At 50.4% G+C, this 15,164-nt stretch carries 11 protein-coding genes and 4 pseudogenes; 4 read left to right on the top strand and 11 right to left on the bottom strand.

The window, feature by feature from the left end:
- The first annotated feature begins 94 nt into the window (after positions 1-94).
- Positions 95-1,441 (top strand): IS4-like element IS4 family transposase, encoded by a 1,347-nt coding sequence (locus tag C1P89_RS10125; RefSeq protein ID WP_000483769.1) that lies wholly within the window; start codon positions 95-97, stop codon positions 1,439-1,441.
- A gap of 52 nt (positions 1,442-1,493) precedes the next feature.
- The gene (locus C1P89_RS10120) at positions 1,494-1,721 is read left to right on the top strand and encodes a YceK/YidQ family lipoprotein (protein ID WP_001237206.1); all 228 of its coding nucleotides are present in this window, start codon (positions 1,494-1,496) and stop codon (positions 1,719-1,721) included.
- Here the strand turns inward: C1P89_RS10120 and C1P89_RS10115 are convergent, their stop codons facing one another.
- From C1P89_RS10115 to C1P89_RS10080, 7 genes and pseudogenes are all read right to left on the bottom strand, one after another.
- On the bottom strand, positions 1,722-2,096 hold the full coding sequence (locus C1P89_RS10115; protein WP_000180055.1) for a MysB family protein: 375 nt from the start codon (positions 2,094-2,096) through the stop codon (positions 1,722-1,724). It lies immediately after the preceding gene.
- An 82-nt stretch (positions 2,097-2,178) separates the two neighbouring features.
- Positions 2,179-3,225, bottom strand: a pseudogene (gene mdtG, locus C1P89_RS10110) (multidrug efflux MFS transporter MdtG); the annotation flags it as partial.
- Positions 3,226-3,555: 330 nt separating this feature from the next.
- The gene (locus C1P89_RS10105; protein WP_000091686.1) at positions 3,556-4,131 is read right to left on the bottom strand and encodes a recombinase family protein; all 576 of its coding nucleotides are present in this window, start codon (positions 4,129-4,131) and stop codon (positions 3,556-3,558) included.
- A gap of 295 nt (positions 4,132-4,426) precedes the next feature.
- Positions 4,427-5,633, bottom strand: a pseudogene (locus C1P89_RS10100) (IS110-like element ISEc20 family transposase).
- Positions 5,634-5,990: 357 nt separating this feature from the next.
- Entirely contained in the window at positions 5,991-6,746 is a 756-nt protein-coding gene (gene istB / locus C1P89_RS10090; protein WP_001282649.1) for an IS21-like element ISSso4 family helper ATPase IstB, read from the bottom strand.
- A 16-nt stretch (positions 6,747-6,762) separates the two neighbouring features.
- Positions 6,763-8,298: an IS21-like element ISSso4 family transposase gene (istA, locus tag C1P89_RS10085; RefSeq protein ID WP_000447022.1), complete on the bottom strand. Its 1,536-nt coding sequence runs from the start codon at positions 8,296-8,298 to the stop codon at positions 6,763-6,765.
- Positions 8,299-9,238: 940 nt separating this feature from the next.
- Positions 9,239-10,467, bottom strand: a protein-coding gene (locus tag C1P89_RS10080) for an IS3-like element IS2 family transposase (protein ID WP_088895425.1) whose coding sequence is annotated in 2 segments (ribosomal slippage) — positions 9,239-10,152 and positions 10,152-10,467 — 1,230 coding nt in all. Because the reading frame shifts where the segments join, the coding sequence is not laid out codon by codon here.
- Positions 10,468-10,560: 93 nt separating this feature from the next.
- Here C1P89_RS10080 and C1P89_RS10075 point away from each other — a divergent pair.
- Positions 10,561-11,190 (top strand): annotated as a pseudogene (locus C1P89_RS10075) (IS3-like element IS600 family transposase); the annotation flags it as partial.
- A gap of 190 nt (positions 11,191-11,380) precedes the next feature.
- On the opposite strand, the pseudogene C1P89_RS10070 reads toward C1P89_RS10075, so the two are convergent.
- Together C1P89_RS10070 and lpxL are read right to left on the bottom strand one after the other, a co-directional pair.
- A pseudogene (locus C1P89_RS10070) lies at positions 11,381-11,566 on the bottom strand (multidrug transporter); the annotation flags it as partial.
- Between the two features lie 171 nt (positions 11,567-11,737).
- Entirely contained in the window at positions 11,738-12,658 is a 921-nt protein-coding gene (gene lpxL / locus C1P89_RS10065) for a kdo(2)-lipid IV(A) lauroyltransferase (RefSeq protein WP_000183364.1), read from the bottom strand.
- Between the two features lie 224 nt (positions 12,659-12,882).
- On the opposite strand from lpxL, the gene trhO reads away from it, so the two are divergent.
- Entirely contained in the window at positions 12,883-13,935 is a 1,053-nt protein-coding gene (gene trhO / locus C1P89_RS10060) for an oxygen-dependent tRNA uridine(34) hydroxylase TrhO (protein ID WP_005139946.1), read from the top strand.
- A gap of 41 nt (positions 13,936-13,976) precedes the next feature.
- On the opposite strand, the gene C1P89_RS10055 is transcribed toward trhO, so the two are convergent.
- Together C1P89_RS10055 and C1P89_RS10050 are read right to left on the bottom strand one after the other, a co-directional pair.
- Positions 13,977-14,552 carry a YceI family protein gene (locus tag C1P89_RS10055; protein WP_000749261.1) on the bottom strand — a complete coding sequence of 192 codons (576 nt, stop codon included), beginning with the start codon at positions 14,550-14,552 and terminating at the stop codon, positions 13,977-13,979.
- A 3-nt stretch (positions 14,553-14,555) separates the two neighbouring features.
- Positions 14,556-15,122, bottom strand: coding sequence for a cytochrome b (locus C1P89_RS10050; protein ID WP_000011108.1), 567 nt, complete (start codon positions 15,120-15,122; stop codon positions 14,556-14,558).
- Positions 15,123-15,164 lie beyond the last annotated feature (42 nt).

Here is a 15,164-nt window from a genome sequence, read left to right as displayed (position 1 = left end):
AGCCAATAAAAATACCGGCGTTATGCCGTAATGCCGATCAGTTAAGGATCAGTTGACCGATCCAGTGGCTGTGTAAGAATCCGGAAACGCTCACTTGTTTCCGGATTTTTTTATGCACATTGGACAGGCTCTTGATCTGGTATCCCGTTACGATTCTCTGCGTAACCCACTGACTTCTCTGGGGGATTACCTCGACCCCGAACTCATCTCTCGTTGCCTTGCCGAATCAGGTACTGTAACGCTACGCAAGCGCCGTCTTCCCCTCGAAATGATGGTCTGGTGTATTGTTGGCATGGCGCTTGAGCGTAAAGAACCTCTTCACCAGATTGTGAATCGCCTGGACATCATGCTGCCGGGCAATCGCCCCTTCGTTGCCCCCAGTGCCGTTATTCAGGCCCGCCAGCGCCTGGGAAGTGAGGCTGTCCGCCGCGTGTTCACGAAAACAGCGCAGCTCTGGCATAACGCCACGCCGCATCCGCACTGGTGCGGCCTGACCCTGCTGGCCATCGATGGTGTGTTCTGGCGCACACCGGATACACCAGAGAACGATGCAGCCTTCCCCCGCCAGACACATGCCGGGAACCCGGCGCTCTACCCGCAGGTCAAAATGGTCTGCCAGATGGAACTGACCAGCCATCTGCTGACGGCTGCAGCCTTCGGCACGATGAAGAACAGCGAAAATGAGCTTGCTGAGCAACTTATAGAACAAACCGGCGATAACACTCTGACGTTAATGGATAAAGGTTATTACTCACTGGGACTGTTAAATGCCTGGAGCCTGGCGGGAGAACACCGCCACTGGATGATACCTCTCAGAAAGGGAGCGCAATATGAAGAGCTCAGAAAACTGGGTAAAGGCGATCATCTGGTGAAGCTGAAAACCAGCCCGCAGGCACGAAAAAAGTGGCCGGGACTGGGAAATGAAGTGACAGCCCGCCTGCTGACCGTGACGCGCAAAGGAAAAGTCTGCCATCTGCTGACGTCGATGACGGACGCCATGCGCTTCCCCGGAGGAGAAATGGCGGATCTGTACAGTCATCGCTGGGAAATCGAACTGGGATACAGGGAGATAAAACAGACGATGCAACTGAGCAGGCTGACGCTGAGAAGTAAAAAGCCGGAGCTTGTGGAGCAAGAGCTGTGGGGTGTCTTACTGGCTTATAATCTGGTGAGATATCAGATGATTAAAATGGCGGAACATCTGAAAGGTTACTGGCCGAATCAACTGAGTTTCTCAGAATCATGCGGAATGGTGATGAGAATGCTGATGACATTGCAGGGCGCTTCACCGGGACGTATACCGGAGCTGATGCGCGATCTTGCAAGTATGGGACAACTTGTGAAATTACCGACGAGAAGGGAAAGGGCCTTCCCGAGAGTGGTAAAGGAGAGGCCCTGGAAATACCCCACAGCCCCGAAAAAGAGCCAGTCAGTTGCTTAACTGACTGGCATTACGGCGTTATGCCGGTATTTTTTTACGGAAGAGGTATCAAATGCGTTTAATTGTGGTGAGCATCATGGTGACCTTGCTGAGTGGCTGTGGCAGCATCATTAGCCGCACTATACCGGGGCAGGGGCACGGCAACCAATATTATCCCGGTGTGCAATGGGATGTGCGTGACTCCGCTTGGCGTTATGTCACAATCCTTGATCTGCCATTCTCCCTGGTTTTTGATACTTTACTGCTGCCGATCGACACTCATCATGGCCCGTATGAGTGATTAACGTTCATCCCACTCATCAGCTGCAGCGTGTCCTTCCTCGGTATCCAGCGGTGGCTCAAGCTGAAATTCCCCCTCGTCCCATTCATGTAATGTATTCTCTTCCTGCCACTCCTGGCGGATCTCTATCTCATCATAGTCGCCATCAAAAACACTTTGCGCGGCTTCACCGCTAAGCATAGGTAAACATTCACCTTCTTCCCCTTCGTCGGCAAAAAACTCAACTTGCCACATGATGTCGCCGTCCTGCAAAACGTATTTTTGGGCATTGAACTGTTGCACATTCGCATCTTCGGCGTCGATGCCGGGGTTGTCTGCAAGAAATTCTTCGCGTGCAGCGTCAATGGCTTCTTCAAGCGTTGCGTACATGGTCATCACGATTCTCCCTTTGAGTTGATGAGGTTTCAGGGAAAAGGATAGCTGATTCTCCGCTTTTGCAAGTATGAAAGGCGAAAAATCAGTTCGATACCTGGGGTATTCGACGACGACGTAGACTGTTCCATGAATAGACTGCGTTGAATAACACTACGCCAGCGGTGACGAGAAATACCGCTCTGAAACCGTAGTTCGCTGAAATCGCTGCTCCCATCAATGGTCCGGTAACGTTGCCAATATCACGAAACGATTGGTTATAGCTGAAGATACGTCCGGCGATTTGGTTGCTCGAGTTATAAACTAACAGTGTCTGTACGGCGGGGAGTAGTGCACCATCGGCGGCACCGAGCAAAAAACGTAAAATCCCAAGTTGCAATGGCGTCTGAACGTAAGACATTGGGATCAACAGCAGTACAGAAAAGATCAGCGCCGTAATCAGGATCTTTTCGGGTCCGATTCGATCGCCAAGTTTGCCGAGTCGTGGTGCACTTAGCAGAGCCGCCACGCCTGGCACCGAGGCGATCATGCCACTGATAAAGGCGACGTTACTGACGTTACCCGCCAGTTCGCGGACATACAGCGTCAGAATGGGGGCAATTGAGCCCGTCGCCACCTGGATGATTAACGTAGTGACAAACAGGCTGAGTACCAGTTTCGGGTTTTTAAGTGATGTCACCACTTCCCGCATGTGCAGCATCTCTTTTTTGCTGATCGGCTGGAATTTTTCTCTGATGCAAAACAGGGTGACGAAAAAGCAGAGTATGAGCACACTGGCGGTAATAAAGAATACCGGACGTAAGCCGTAGCTATCGGCGAGCAGGCCGCCAGCCATTGGGCCGAGCAACGCACCACTAACGCCGCCTGTGGAGAGCGTACCCAGCGCCCAGCCGCTTTTATTACGCGGTACTTGTGTGGCGATAAGAGCATTAGCGTTGGGGACAAATCCGCCAAGTAACCCAAGAAGCGCCCGCAGGATCAAAAACTGCCAGATATTTTGTGCCAGCCCCATCAACACCATCACGATGCCCATGCCGAGGGCAGAGCGTAATAGCATGAGTTTTCGGCCTTTACGGTCGGCGAGTCCACCCCAAAACGGTGAGGCGATGGCCGAAAATAAAAATGTAATGCTCATATATGCTATCTTAATGCACTACCTGATAAGTGAGCCTATACAGGTTATTACTGTATGTTTATACAGTATTATTGGTAGAAGACTGTGTAGATTTGGTATAGAGATGAATAGATACTATTAAGGTAACTTATTGAAATCAATAAAGATTCTTGTGCAGTCTGAATAGATAACTTAGCGTTATGTCTAGTCGTTTCCCTCTCCATTCCTAAAAAGTGCTGTATACTGGCCTATACAACGCTATAAAGACCTCTACATAGCGCCTTGATAGCTATGTCACAGGTACAAAAAAGCCCCCTATAAAGGAGGCTGTGTAGTCTATTAAGGGTCTTACAGGGTCTTGGTCCAGTGTCTGCTAACAGTCCTTACAGAGAGGTTAAGAACCTTAGCTACCTGAGACTGAGATAGTCCCCTTTCCTTGTACTCTAAGACCGCTCTAGTTGTGTCACTCGCTATAGGTCTTCCAAGTACCTTACCTTGAACTCTAGCACGCTCTAGACCCTGTTTAGTGCGCTCTCTGATACGGTTTCTTTCAAACTCTGCAAAGGTACTAAATAGCTGTAGAACCAACTTACCCTCTGAGCTTGAAAGGTCTTTAACGGGTAAATCTAAACAGATGAGCTTCACACCCTTATCATTAAGAAGGGTCACTGTATTCTGTAGGTCGATGTTATCCCTTCCCAGACGGTCAAGTTTAAGAACAACAAGGGTGTCACCTTCTTCTAGCTTATGGTTGATCAGATTCGCAAATCCGTCCCTATCCATAGCTGACACTGAACCAGAGACAACCTCCTCTATAACTCGTGACTTAGGAATATCATAGCCAGCCTTCTTAATGGCTTGAATCTGGTTCTCTGTGGTGGAAGTCTCTACTGATACACGGCAGTAAGCAAAGGTTCGTGACATAGATATCCCTCTGGGTAGTCATTAAACGGTTAGTTTGTCTTGTCTATAGACATTAAAGCAAATGGTAGGTTTGTTGTCTATAGCTATAGTGACTCTTCTATGTAGATATTAAACGGACGTTTCTTGTCGTGGGTCACATAGATACTTTTAGGGCTTCTGTCAAGTGATATTCGTAGATTTTGCAAGGGGAGGTGTAAGGCTGAAACAGGGCTACTAAGAACACATACATCTAAGGCTGGAAAGTACCTGAGCAGATATTCTTCAAGGGGGTGCCCCTATTAAGTTGTCAAGCATGTTATGACCCCTGCGGGGTATAAAAAGTCCCGTCGCGCATCATGGCGAACAGAACGTCGCAGCGTCGTCTCGCCAGGGCGATAAGCGCCTGATTGTGTCGTTTTCCCTGACTCATTTTGCGGGTGTAGTAAGCCCTGGAGAGCGGATCCCTGAGCGCGGCGAAGGCCGACAGGAACAACGCCCGTTTGAGAGCTTTATTACCCCGTCGCGAGGGATGCTCACCGCGTATTGACGAGCCGGATCGCCGAGTTACCGGCGCAAGGCCAGCATAAGCAGCGAGATGTGCGGCAGAGGCGAAGGCGCGGCAGGCGACCTCGGTGAGGAGTCTGGCTGCGGTCCTGACACCGACTCCGGGCATACTGGTCAGGACCGGGTAAAGAGGGTGAGCAAGAACTCGCTGTTCTACCTCAAGCGCCACCTCGTCTCTTTGCTTACGCAGCGTGATGAGCTGGAGTGCCAGACGTGGCAGTACTACGGCAGCGGCATTCGTGCCGGGAACGACGACGGTTTGTTCGGCCAGTGCCTGAGCTATGTCTGCTGCAAGGCGTTTACCCAGACGAGGCGCAAGTTTGCAGAGCTGGGCTGCCAGCTTCTTCTCACCCAGCGAAGCCCAGCGAAGCGAGTTTTTCTGGTGAGGGATATCGCTGGAGAAGATCGAGTACCGCCGGGTGCTCAAGTCTCGGACCGAGAACGCGCTCCAGTGCCGGATGTATCTGGGTCAGAAGGCCGCGGATACGGTTGCTGGCCTGCGTTGTCTGTGCGGCAAGATCATCATCGAAGCCGCAGAGCATGGAGAGTTCGGCGATTTGCTCGTCAGCCAGTTTCAGCGTGCGTAGCGCGTGAGGCAGGGTACGGGCAGCTTCGGCAATGATGGCAGCGTCACGAGCATCAGTTTTAGCTTCACCGGCGTGTAAGTCGGCTATGCGGCGCATGGCCAGTCCAGGGAGGTATCCGACAAGGACTCCTTCTGAGCGGGCAACGGCGACAGGTAACGCACCGATGGTAGCTGGCTGATCAACAACCAGCAGTATCTGACCATGTTGTTTCAGGTCAGATATTAGCGACCTGAGTTTGTTTTCGTCGTTGGGTAATGCTTTATCGAACAGGCGTTTACCTGAACGATTAATGGCAACAGCGTGATGCGTATCTTTACCGACATCAACGCCGATAAAGACCTGGACGGATTCGTAATCGCTGGATTCGGTCATTCTGTCTCCCTTGTATATGGGTTAACCAGATAACCACGGGGAGCAGGTACCGGCATCCACGTTACAGACGGTCCCGGCAAAAGTGCCTGACCTGACCCCTATTAGCGGTTACCAGCGCCCCACCAGACCCGGTGACATCACCCCCCGGATCATGGACGACTGGGGGCAGTAATCATGCCGGGTCTGGCTGGCTAACACCCCATTATAAGGGGTACGAATAAAGTAACGGGGTAGGGGTATATATAAAGGGGGGTAGTCTGCGTATTCCGCTCTATTCGATCACGGATTGGCATCGAAGTTCGATCAGCGATTCGCATCCATTCGATCAACCGGGAACTTAACTTTTTCTACCGCTTTTTAACTCGTTTTTTCGCTGCTTTCCACTGTAGGGGGATTTTTCCTCAGGGACTCTCCCTGAAGGACCACTCTGTGTGAGTTATGTACCAGTCTGTCCAGGATGGCATCTGCTGTTGTTGGGTTCTCCATCAGACCATGCCATTTATCTACCGGGAACTGGCTTACCACTATCGTGCTGCTTTGTCCGTAACGATCCTCTGTGATCTCCAGAAGGTCATTACACTGGGCGTTACTTAACTGTTCCAGCCCCAGATCGTCCAGGATTAGAACCTGTATTTTTTGCAACTGTTTCAGATATTTCAGCCAACTGCCATCAACACGTCCCTGAGCCAACTGTTCCAGTAATCGCCCGGTTCTACAGTACCGGACGCTGTATTTCTGTCGACATGCCTGTTCGCCCAGCGCATTGGCTATCCAGCTCTTACCGCATCCTGTCGGACCGGTTATCAGTAGGTTTTTCCTGTGGATTATGTAGTGGCCGTTCAGCAGTTCCCTCATCTGTTCAGCCCGCAGACCTCTTGAGGCCGGATAACGCAGCCCTTCCGGTGTTGCCTGATATTTCAGGCAGGCATTTTTTCTCAACCGTGCCACACGACTGTTTTCTCTGCTCAGAAGCTCGTCATCAACCAGCAGTGTCAGCCTTTCCTCGAACGACAGTTCGTCGTAAGTCTGAGGCGTTTCCCGTTGCCGTATCAGGCTCCCGGCCATCGCCGGGAGTTTCAGTTGGGTCAGTTTGTTTAACAGATTATCACTCATACGGTTGTTCCTTCTGTCAGTGGTAGTAGCCAGGACCACGCAGGTTTTCATGCTCTGAAGCATATGCCGGATGTTGTTCGCCCTGGCGGGATAACGGAAGCTCAACGTTATCCCGATGATGACGCAGCAGATTGTCGATAAAGCGTCTGTCCGGGGCGTTATAGTGCAGGGCAACGTAACAGGCCTTTTCCAGCCGTTCCGGGCCGTATTTTTTCTGAAGTGCCAGCAGACCCAGGACTGCACGGTAAGCCAGCTCCGGATGGGGTTTGGCTTTCAGCATGGATTCAACCACCCGGCCTGTGGACGGACCTGTACGGTTTCCCTGCTCGATAAGGCGTTCCGGTGTCCATGTCCCATGCCGCCGGTGGCGTTCTGGCATGTGAAGCGGATTGGTTGTGTGTTTATATTCATGTGTGCTGCGCGGATGTTGCGCCACACACTGCCCCTTGTGCCAGAGCTGTACCACCGACTGCCCCACCTTCAGTGACAGACGCTGACCGACCAGTTCGTGTGGAACGGAGTACCAGTGACGGGCATATTCAACGTGGTAGTCAGGGCCAACCTTCACGGCTTTGTATTCCGTGTATTCATAAGGCTCCAGAGGCAGCGGAGAGAGTGCTGGTGCATCCAGCATGCGGAAGCGTTCTGCGCGGGTTTGATTACCGTATCCCTTCATTGGTCGGTTATTCATGTCCGTCAGCAACTCCCGAAGGCGTGCATTCAGCGCCCTGAGCGTGTGGAAGGTTTCATTACGGATGCGGGCAAGAAGCCATCGCTCGACGATGAGGACGCCGTTTTCTGCTTTTGGTTTATCTTTAGGTTTGCGCGGGCGGGCCGGGATAATAACCGTGCCATAGTGCTCAGCCAGCGCCTGATAACTGTCGTTGATGACAGGCTCATAGCGATCGGCTTTTTTCACTGCGCTTCTGAGGTTATCGGGGATGAGCAGCTTCGGTACGCCGCCCAGGAAGGTCAGGCAACGGCTGTGGGCATTTAACCATGACATCATGTCCTGACCTTCGCACGCTTCAACATAGGTATAGTTGGACGCCCCCATTACAGCCACGAAGATTGCCACGCGGCGTATCTCTCCGGTGTCCGGATTAATAACAGGGACCGTAGGACCACAGAAGTCGATAAAGAGCTTTTCGCCAGCACGATGCTCCTGTCGCATGGAGAGGCGTCGCGTTTTTTTCCACTTCCGGTAGCAACGGCAGAAGTGTGAGTATCCCATCGCTTTGTCACCCGCCTGTGCCTTGTATTCCATCCACAACAGTTGGCGCGTCACGCCAGGTTTTCTCATTTCCGTATCGAAGTACAGCATGTCAGGCATAACAAGCTCTGACGCAGAGGTGTCTTTGGGCGGGAAAATGAGTTTCTCCAGCGTGTCATGGGATATATCCGCAGGTAATGGCCATGACAGAGAAGAGGCTTTGAAGCGGGCAAGAACCTCAAAAACGGTTGAGGCGCTGATGTGTAACGTCAGTCCGATACAACGGTTAGTCAGCTTCTTATCGAACTTGAGCTGAAGGATCTTAAAACAAGTTTCCATAGTGCTCCTGGATTTTCTCTTTTTGGACATTGACGTCTCCACTGGTTTAAACACGGCAATGGAGACTGTGGTGAAAAGAGTTAATTCCCGGAGTGACTGGCGAATTCCAATCAATGATCGGAAGTATGCCAAATCGTGATCGATTGTGATGCCAAACTGTGATCGGAGATGGATGCCAAATCATGATCGATTCGAATGCCAAACTGCGATCGATTCAGATGCCATTTTGCAGTAGTCTATTTTATAAAAAAATTAAGTAGGCTAAGAAGTACCTTAGAAATCAATTTTAAGGGGTCTAAAACGCTCTGTAACGAGCTAAACTGTATAAGTGGCATAAGATGCCTTTTAGACTGACACTCGCTTAGAGAGCTTCCTAGAGCTTCTGGGAGGATTCATTAGATATCGTTGTATACAGAGACACAGTATCTATAAAGGGTATTAAGAGATTCTTAGAAGTTACTGTAAAGAACCACTAAGATAAGAAGAGAGGGACAAAGAACCGAAGGAAAGTCCCTTATTAAGTAGGAGTCTTAATAGACTGTCTTAATAGATAACTTAAAAGTCTTAAAGGATATCTTCCAAGAAGAGAGGAACGAAGAACCAGAGGAAGTGACCGTTGACCGTTTGAACAGACTGTTTAAGTAAAGCCTATAAAGTATCTATTAATTAAGGGCTATGTCTCAATACTAGCAGTTTGTACTAGCAGTTTGTCAATACCTTTGTCTTTAGCAATTCGTGCTATTTATTAAATATAGCTGTTAAAACAGAGTATGCTTTTTAACCTAAAACCTTGTCGCTTCGCTCTGGGTCACATGTTCTTGGGTTCTTAGTGAGAGTTACACTATCTTCTAAGGTACTCAATAAAAAGACGAGTAACAACCGAAGAACGAGGATAGAGGTATTGTAATAACTTAGAAGGTGTCTGTAAATGGATTTGCCCCTATATTTCCAGACATCTGTTATCACTTAACCCATTACAAGCCCGCTGCCGCAGATATTCCCGTGGCGAGCGATAACCCAGCGCACTATGCGGATGCCATTCGTTATAATGCTCGAACGCCTCTGCAAGGTTCTTTGCTGCCGTTAACCCGTCTGGTTTGGGCATGATACTGATGTAGTCACGCTTTATCGTTTTCACGAAGCTCTCTGCTATTCCGTTACTCTCCGGACTCCGCACCGCCGTGTTCTTCGGTTCAAGTCCCAACATCCGGGCGAACTGGCGTGTTTCATTAGCCCGGTAGCATGAACCATTATCCGTCAGCCACTCCACTGGAGACGACGGAAGATCGTTGCCGAAGCGGCGTTCCACCGCTCCCAGCATGACGTCCTGTACTGTTTCACTGTTGAAGCCGCCGGTAGTCACCGCCCAGTGCAGTGCCTCACGATCACAGCAGTCCAGCGCGAACGTGACACGCAGTCTCTCTCCGTTATCACAGCAGAACTCGAACCCGTCAGAGCACCATCGCTGATTGCTTTCTTTCACGGCCACTCTGCCTGTATGTGCCCGTTTCGATGGCGGTACAGCAGGTTTTCGCTCAAGCAACAGCGCATTCTGGCGCATGATCCGGTAAACACGTTTGGCATTGATCGCAGGCATACCATCAAGTTCTGCCTGTCTGCGAAGCAGCGCCCATACCCGACGATAACCATACGTGGGCAGCTCTCCGATAACATGGTGTATACGGAGAAGCACATCCGTATCATCAGTGTGACGACTGCGGCGGCCATCCATCCAGTCATCGGTTCGTCTGAGAATGACGTGCAACTGCGCACGCGACACCCGGAGACAACGGCTGACTAAGCTTACTCCCCATCCCCGGGCAATAAGGGCGCGTGCGCTATCCACTTTTTTGCCCGTCCATATTCAACGGCTTCTTTGAGGAGTTCATTTTCCATCGTTTTCTTGCCGAGCAGGCGCTGGAGTTCTTTAATCTGCTTCATGGCGGCAGCAAGTTCAGAGGCAGGAACAACCTGTTCTCCGGCGGCGACAGCAGTAAGACTTCCTTCCTGGTATTGCTTACGCCAGAGAAATAACTGGCTGGCTGCTACACCATGTTGCCGGGCAACGAGGGAGACCGTCATCCCCGGTTCAAAGCTCTGCTGAACAATTGCGATCTTTTCCTGTGTGGTACGCCGTCTGCGTTTCTCCGGCCCTAAGACATCAATCATCTGTACTCCAATGACTAGTCTAAAAACTAGTATTAAGACTATCACTTATTTAAGTGATACTGGTTGTCTGGAGATTCAGGGGGCCAGTCTAGTGACCGACTGGCACGTCTTCGTAAGGAGCTAAGGCTACGCTGTAAGCAGAAACGCAAGTTCAGAGCGACTACGAACTCGAACCACAATCTGCCAGTTGCGCCAAATCTGCTGAACCAGACGTTCGCTCCTACAGCACCAAATCAGGTCTGGGTGGCGGACCTGACGTATGTTGCCACACAGGAGGGATGGTTGTACCTCGCTGGCATCAAAGATGTTTATACGTGCGAAATTGTCGGCTACGCCATGGGAGAGCGCATGACAAAAGAGCTGACAGGTAAAGCCCTGTTTATGGCGCTCAGGAGCCAGCGCCCACCTGCCGGGCTAATCCACCACTCTGATCGAGGTTCACAGTACTGCGCATACGATTACCGGGTCATACAGGAGCAGTCTGGTCTGAAAACATCAATGTCGCGTAAAGGTAACTGTTACGACAACGCTCCGATGGAAAGCTTCTGGGGAACGCTGAAAAATGAGAGCCTGAGCCACTATCGTTTTAATAACCGGGATGAAGCCATCTCAGTAATACGGGAATACATTGAGATTTTCTACAATCGTCAGCGTCGTCACTCTCGTCTGGGGAATATCTCCCCGGCAGCCTTCAGGGAAAAATATCATCAGATGGCTGCTTAAAAAAAGAACAAATGGTAGTGTCCGCTATTGCCAGTACACCTCAGTAATCAGGGTTCTTTGATAACCAGTCAGTGACCAGCTTAGACTGTCTTCGTATAGAGTCCCCTTTTATCTGCTTCTCAGTTGAAAACCTCATGTAGCTGATAGCTCTTTTCATCTCTTCTCTCAGGTAGTGTATTTAGGAAGGTATTATACTGAAGACAATACCGGACCACATATTCAGGGCGGAGTGACCGGTAACGCCAAGCTGCTCAACGTAGAGGGGTAAGAAGGGCATTACCAGACTGAAGGCGGCACCGGTAAGAAAACAGCCTAGCCAGGCGACGATCAGGTTTCGTTTCCAGTTTATAGGGGTGTCATTTCCACAGGGTGACATAGCAATCCGCTGTTGGTGCGCCAGGCGCGGTGAACATAAGAAGAAAAGATAAGCACACTAATTATGCGCCCGACTTCCAGGGGGCGCAATCCAGAGAGCTTTTATCGCTAAATCAGGGGGATTTGCTGTGGTAATGCCGGATGCCATTCTGAAGCATCCGGCAGGGGAGATTTAATAGCGTGAAGGAACGCCTTCCGGGCGTGTTTTAAAGCGACGGTGTAACCACATATACTGCTCTGGTGCCATCATGATGCATTTTTCGACCACTTTGTTCATCCACGCGGCGGTAGTTTCGGCATCATCCAGTGGCGGAGAACACTCTGGCGGCAGCATAATCAATTGATACCCTTTGCCATCTGGCTTACGGCGTGGAACGAAGGGCACCAGACATGCGCCGGACATCCGTGCCAGCATCCAGGTTCCGGTCGTGGTCGCAGCCTGCTCAACGGCAAATAACGGGACGAAAACGCTTGAGCGCGGGCCGTAATCATGATCCGGTGCGTACCAGACCACTTCGCCTTTTTTCAGGGCTTTAATCATGCCTTTTAAATCTTTGCGGTCGAGCATCGATTTATTTGAGCGCAAACGGCCCCAGGTTTGTAGCCAGTCAATCAGTGGATTATCGTTCGGGCGGTAAACGCCAATCCCCGGTTCCTGCATACCAAACTGCCGCGCGCCCAGTTCCAGTGTCAGAAAATGGATGCCAACTAACAGGATGCCGCGTTTTTGCGCCTGCACGTCACGAATGTGTTCCATGCCGATCACTTCCGTCCAGCGGGCGATTCGGCGGTCCGGCCAGAACCACGCCATACCGGTTTCCATCAGTCCCATGCCAACGGATTCGAAATTCTTCACCACCATTTTACGGCGTTCTTGTTCGCTCATTTCCGGGAAGCACAGTTCCAGGTTGCGATGCACAATTTTTGCGCGTCGTTTCATAAAACGTAACGCCAGTTTTCCTAATCCACAACCGAGGCGGTAGATAACCGGGTAGGGCAATTGCACGACTAACCAAAGTACGCCAATACCCAACCAGGTTAACCAATAACGCGGATGAAGCAGTGCGGTGGAGAACTTGGGTAGATTCGTCATATCAATCCTGTTTTTCAACCTATTCGGGCAATTGTATGTATTGTCGCATTTTTTCGCCCGCAACCAAAATTTGTGGCTGAAGACTGGGCGAAATTGCCGCGCTTGTAAATAACAAATAATTTTTAATGCGCAAATGTAGCGTAAAATGTGTGGATGTTAATTATCGATAATTGCTATATCATGCCGCGGATTTTTACTTTCCCATCTCGCAGGAACCGTACACCATGCCAGTGTTACACAACCGCATTTCCAACGACGCGTTAAAAGCCAAAATGTTGGTTGAGAGCGAACCGCGAACCACCATTTCGTTTTACAAGTATTTCCACATCGCCGATCCTAAGGCGACCCGTGACGCTTTATATCAGCTGTTTACCGCGCTGAATGTTTTTGGGCGAGTGTATCTGGCGCATGAGGGCATTAACGCGCAAATCAGCGTACCTGCGAGCAATGTTGAAACATTTCGCGCGCAGCTCTATGCCTTCGACCCGGCTTTAGAGGGTTTACGCCTGAATATCGCGTTGGATGATGACGGGAAATCCTTCTGGGTACTGCGCATGAAGGTACGCGATCGCATTGTTGCCGACGGTATTGACGATCCTCACTTTGATGCCAGCAATGTTGGTGAGTATCTGCAAGCGGCGGAAGTGAACGCCATGCTTGACGATCCCGATGCACTATTTATCGACATGCGTAACCACTATGAGTATGAAGTGGGGCACTTTGAAAACGCGCTCGAAATTCCGGCAGATACCTTCCGTGAGCAGCTGCCAAAAGCAGTCGAGATGATGCAGGCACATAAAGATAAAAAAATCGTCATGTACTGCACCGGCGGCATTCGTTGTGAAAAGGCCAGTGCCTGGATGAAACATAACGGATTCAACAAAGTCTGGCATATCGAGGGCGGAATTATTGAATACGCCCGTAAGGCGCGCGAGCAGGGCTTGCCGGTGCGTTTTATTGGCAAAAATTTTGTTTTTGACGAGCGGATGGGCGAACGTATATCGGATGAGATTATCGCGCATTGCCACCAGTGCGGCGCGCCGTGCGACAGCCATACCAACTGTAAAAATGATGGCTGCCACCTGCTGTTTATTCAGTGTCCAGTATGCGCGGAAAAATACAAAGGTTGTTGTAGTGAGATTTGCTGCGAAGAAAGCGCGTTACCGCCAGAAGAACAGCGACGCCGTCGGGCAGGACGTGAAAATGGCAATAAGATCTTTAATAAGTCTCGTGGACGTCTGAATACAACACTGGGCATTCCTGATCCAACAGAATAAATATCATTGCCGGATGCGTGCCATCCGGCAACATTTCACGCTTACTTCTGCTGTACGCCTTCCACTGAAATAATCAGATCCACTTCCTGAGAAGCTGGACCTAAATCTGTCTTGATATTGAAGTCCTTGAGCTTAATTTTGCCTTCGGCCTCGAAGCCTGCACGTTTACCACCCCATGGGTCGTCGCCCTGACCAATTAATTTCGCTTCCAGCGTGACGGGTTTGGTTACGCCATTCAGCGTCAGATCGCCGGTAATATCCAGTTCGTCACCGTCTTTCTTCACGCTGGTGGAGGTGAATGTTGCCTGTGGATATTTTGCGGTATTGAGGAAATCTGCACTGCGAAGATGTTTATCGCGTTCGGCGTGATTAGTATCGACGCTGGTGGTGTTAATTGTCACATTCACTTTATCGGCAGCCGGATTTTTTTCGTCAAAGGTAAAAGTACCGTCGAAATCTTTAAAGGTGCCGTATAACCAGCTATAGCCAAGGTGCTGGATGCGGAAATTAACAAAGGCGTGCTGACCTTCTTTGTCAATTTTGTAATCGGCGGCAACCGCTGAACCGGCAGAGAACATCAGGGACGCGAAGGTTAAACCAAGCAGGCTTTTTTTCATTTTTTATACTCCATAGTCAGATGACGACTTTCCCAGCATGCGCTTCAGAGTGTCGTCTTTATCGATGAAATGATGCTTCAGGGCCATAAATCCGTGCATAACGGACAGTACTACGACGCTCCACGCGAGCCAAAAATGCAGGGCACCGGCAAAGTCTGCCTGTGCGCCAGCGTCGGCAAGGGTCGCGGGGACGTCAAACCAGCCAAAAACGCTGATCGGTTTACCATCGGCAGTTGAGATCAGATAGCCGCTGATGCCGATGGCGAACAGCAATAGGTACAATGCGAGATGTCCAGCCTTTGCGGCAAGACGAGTCATGGGCGAATAACTCGGCAGCGGACCCGGCGGTGGAGATATGACACGCCACAGAACGCGAATAACCAGCCCCATCATTAACAAAATACCGATGCTTTTATGCAGTTCGGGTGCTTTGTGATACCAGCCATCGTAATAACTGAGCGTGACCATCCACAGACCTAAAGCAAACATGCCGTAGACAATAATTGCGCTTAGCCAATGGAAGGCCGCAGATATAACACCATAGCGTTCAGGGGTATTTGTGAATGACATAAGTGCATCCAATACGAATTTGCGAGAGGGTGATGCTGCCAA

It is taken from the genome of Shigella sonnei, from assembly GCF_002950395.1.
In the GTDB taxonomy this organism is placed as follows: Bacteria; Pseudomonadota; Gammaproteobacteria; order Enterobacterales; family Enterobacteriaceae; genus ECMA0423.
The sequence above is the reverse complement of the archived record's forward strand: the minus strand, read 5'-3'. Positions and strand labels throughout refer to the sequence as shown.

What these genes read in the sequence shown, in the direction of transcription:
- C1P89_RS10120 (WP_001237206.1), top strand. Translation starts at nt 1,494, where the DNA reads ATGCGTTTAATTGTGGTGAGCATCATGGTGACCTTGCTGAGTGGCTGT.
- C1P89_RS10115 (WP_000180055.1), bottom strand. Translation starts at nt 2,096, where the DNA reads ATGACCATGTACGCAACGCTTGAAGAAGCCATTGACGCTGCACGCGAA.
- C1P89_RS10105 (WP_000091686.1), bottom strand. Translation starts at nt 4,131, where the DNA reads ATGTCACGAACCTTTGCTTACTGCCGTGTATCAGTAGAGACTTCCACC.
- istB (WP_001282649.1), bottom strand. Translation starts at nt 6,746, where the DNA reads ATGAGTGATAATCTGTTAAACAAACTGACCCAACTGAAACTCCCGGCG.
- istA (WP_000447022.1), bottom strand. Translation starts at nt 8,298, where the DNA reads ATGGAAACTTGTTTTAAGATCCTTCAGCTCAAGTTCGATAAGAAGCTG.
- lpxL (WP_000183364.1), bottom strand. Translation starts at nt 12,658, where the DNA reads ATGACGAATCTACCCAAGTTCTCCACCGCACTGCTTCATCCGCGTTAT.
- trhO (WP_005139946.1), top strand. Translation starts at nt 12,883, where the DNA reads ATGCCAGTGTTACACAACCGCATTTCCAACGACGCGTTAAAAGCCAAA.
- C1P89_RS10055 (WP_000749261.1), bottom strand. Translation starts at nt 14,552, where the DNA reads ATGAAAAAAAGCCTGCTTGGTTTAACCTTCGCGTCCCTGATGTTCTCT.
- C1P89_RS10050 (WP_000011108.1), bottom strand. Translation starts at nt 15,122, where the DNA reads ATGTCATTCACAAATACCCCTGAACGCTATGGTGTTATATCTGCGGCC.